Annotated in this window: 2 protein-coding genes and 1 pseudogene; 2 read left to right on the top strand and 1 reads right to left on the bottom strand. The window is 54.0% G+C overall.

All coding sequences use genetic code 11. From position 1 onward, the window contains the following. Nucleotides 1-347 precede the first annotated feature (347 nt). Nucleotides 348-1,052: pseudogene (locus CQ019_RS18115) on the bottom strand (transposase); the annotation flags it as partial. On the opposite strand from CQ019_RS18115, the gene CQ019_RS18110 reads away from it, so the two are divergent. Continuing rightward, on the top strand, nucleotides 966-1,229 hold the full coding sequence (locus CQ019_RS18110; protein WP_105570325.1) for a hypothetical protein: 264 nt from the start codon (nucleotides 966-968) through the stop codon (nucleotides 1,227-1,229). The pseudogene CQ019_RS18115 and the gene CQ019_RS18110 overlap by 87 nt on opposite strands. A 656-nt stretch (nucleotides 1,230-1,885) precedes the next feature. Next, nucleotides 1,886-2,515 (top strand): Fic family protein, encoded by a 630-nt coding sequence (locus CQ019_RS18105; RefSeq protein WP_181148619.1) that lies wholly within the window; start codon nucleotides 1,886-1,888, stop codon nucleotides 2,513-2,515. Nucleotides 2,516-3,011 lie beyond the last annotated feature (496 nt).

Here is a 3,011-nt window from a genome sequence, read left to right as displayed (position 1 = left end):
AGGTCACCGCCGGACTTAACTTAGTATGATGGTTTGAGGCCCTTGCACCTGTTGGTGTGGGGGCCTCACCTGTTTAACCCGCGGGGGTGTGCGAGGGTGTGTGGGTTGTGTGGTTCTGCCTGGCGAGGCGGGACCTTTTTGTGCTTTAACCGGCCTATAGGCAATAAATGGTGTCTGCCCGGGTGTGTCAGCCGGCCAAACCCCATCTAAACCGAGGCTCTAGCGGCTCCGTCCACCCCAGCCAGCCCTGGCGAAGTGCCCTTCCTCGGCAATGGCAGCGGTCCCATAAAAATCAGGGCCAATCTGTTTCTCCTCGGCTGACTTGTCTGTGGGATCCAACAGAATCATTCGCAAGCACGCCGGCGATGCTCAATGGGCATCCCGCGATGGTAGAAAATCATTGCTCTGATCCCGGAGTTCACCGCGCCTTCAATCATGGTCGTTGTCGAGCTGATCCCTAGCCCGTGCAGATCTTCATTCAGGTATGTGAATAGGTGACCGCGTCGCAAAGCGGTCTGCATGTTCTCGTACGCTTTGCGCAGCCGGTGATGGGTGTACCACCAGGTGCGGGTGCTGCGAATTCCTTGGGGCATCGCACCGTTCCATTGCGCTGCCTAGGTGCGTTCGTTGATGAGGAATTGATGCTGGGCGTGCCAGGCCGCGAAGGCGACCATCCATTGGGCCGCTGCTTCTTGGGTGCGGATATTCGTGAGTTTTAGGCTCAAACTGCGTAATGGCTTACCGGCTGGCAAGCGTGGGTTCAGGGTCAGGTAGGTACGGACATTGCCTTGGATATGAATCAGGCACCGCTGGATCTTCACGTTGGGCCAGAACTCTTTCATCGCTTTCATCAGCCCCGATCCGCCATCGGTGAAGACGACTTTCGGTTCAGCGAAATGCTTCAGCAACGCTGTCCACGCCGCTGATTTTTCTCGGTCGCACCATTGCCATCCGATGATGTTCCGTTGGTCGATAGCGATCAGCAGGCACCAGCCATGCCGGATGTAGATACCGTCGACTTGGATCTCGTCGAAGACTTCTGCGGTGTGGTTGTATCATTGATGGCCATCCTTCAAGAGAATTCAACGGAACTTGTGGACGCTATGCTTGCCGGCGATGAACTAGAAGCATTGCGGACTGGCGACAAGCTGCAAGCGCAGGGTCCGGCGGCCGAATACTTGAACTACGCGTCTTCTGAAGGATCCATCAGCCGTCGGTTGCGTCGATAAAGCCCTACGGCCAATTGGGCTGGGGCCTACCTTGCGCTGAGCGCTGTTGCGCCTGAAACCGTCATCACCAATATGACGAGGGAGCTGTTGGCCACTGAACCTTGCCGCGTCATGGTGGATGCGAACGTTCCAATACCGCTGAACTATCATTCCTAGGCAAGCGCGACTGCAAAGTTATTGCTATGGCGTGCGAGTGTCGAGAATACACACGTAACAGGACAGACCATTTACGTGGACGGTGGAGTCGATGCAACCTGGCGTGGAGACGACGTTTGGTCCTAGCAGACTTGTGCGTGCTTAGATCTCCGGTGCTGTTGGTCATGGCTGATGATGTATCGACGTCGATCACTATGATGAGCCTCGACGAAACGATATGCGGGGCATGCAAATGAAGGCGTTGCCTGTTGGTAAGGGAAAAAGTAGCTATCTTTTGTTCTCAGTTACATTTACATCTAAAAGGTAACTAATATAGTGCGCTCGTTACACATTCGGTCCCGGCCCTCGGCCACGAGGAACACTACTGGTTGTCTGAACAGGACGCCTTCACGTCAAGAACGAAGTGAGCCAAGAACAAAGACGAATATGAGTCAGCTGTCCCGACAAAATTCTCACTATTAGATTTCGACATTCCAGATGAACTGGTTCAACGGATGGAAATGGCAAGCAACGAGCTGATTAGCTTCAATCACAAGGCCAGTATCATGCTGGGTTCGACATCAGCTTCATTGGGGCCTCGCTCCTCGATCCTATTGAGAACAGAATCCGCTTCGTCTGCGCAGATTGAAAACCTGACGGTCGACGCTCGACAATTAGCGCTTGTCGAGTTGCAACTAGCAAGTTCTCAGAACACATCAACAGTTTCAGCCAATGGTCGAGCCATGGAAGCTGCGCTCGCTTTGGCAGATGAGCTTAGCAGCGATGCGATATTGAAAATGCATGCAGAGCTACTGCAGGGACAACCTAGGCGGGAGATACATGCAGAAACGTATCGGGATCAGCTCGTTCGGGTGGGTTCGAGCGGGGCGAGTCCGAGAGGAGCCAGTTATGTAGTCCCTCAGTCGGCGCGGATACCTGAACTGATCGAAGACTTGTGCGCATTTATGGTACGCGTGGACCTGCCCTCCATCCTTCAGAGGGTAATTGCCCATGCTCAGTTCGACACGGTTTATCCCGTTGTAGACGACAAGGGTCGTACCGGACGGGTCCCTAATTCATTCCTTGCCAAGGGCGCGAGGTCTGGTCCAGTCAACAACTGCACCGGTATCCGCCGGGCTGTTGCGCAATAGGGCTAGATACTCCGAGGCGCTTTCTCGGTACCGTGATGGTAATGCGTCGCCAATCCTAGAGGAATTCGTTGAAGCTACCTTGTACGCAGCTTCCATCGGGATTGTCCACATTGCTCATTTGGCATCGGACCTGGGATCCGCACGGGAGAAGCTCCAAGTGCTGCGTTCGCAGTCAACTGCCTGGAAGCTGCTTCCGTTCATGAGCGCATATCGGTGATGCATACGTAGCTAGTTTCGAAGCTACTGAAAACTTCGAATACCAGCGCACTGCGCGCCTTGAATCAGTCGGCTGAGCATGGAATATTGTTTGAGCGGTCAGGGCAGAAAAGGAACAGGGCATGGCCGAGTGTGGGAGTACTTAGAATCCTGGACGACTACGCGACAGGCATGCTCAGAAAGCCATAATCGTGCGAACGGTTTTCCTGTGTGCACGGTCACCTCGGAAAAGGGCCTCCCGATTTGAAACATCCCGCAAAACTGTGTATAGTTTTTATCT

The sequence above is a fragment of the Arthrobacter sp. MYb229 genome (assembly GCF_002975405.1).
Taxonomy (GTDB): Bacteria; Actinomycetota; Actinomycetes; order Actinomycetales; family Micrococcaceae; genus Glutamicibacter.
The sequence above is the reverse complement of the archived record's forward strand: the minus strand, read 5'-3'. Positions and strand labels throughout refer to the sequence as shown.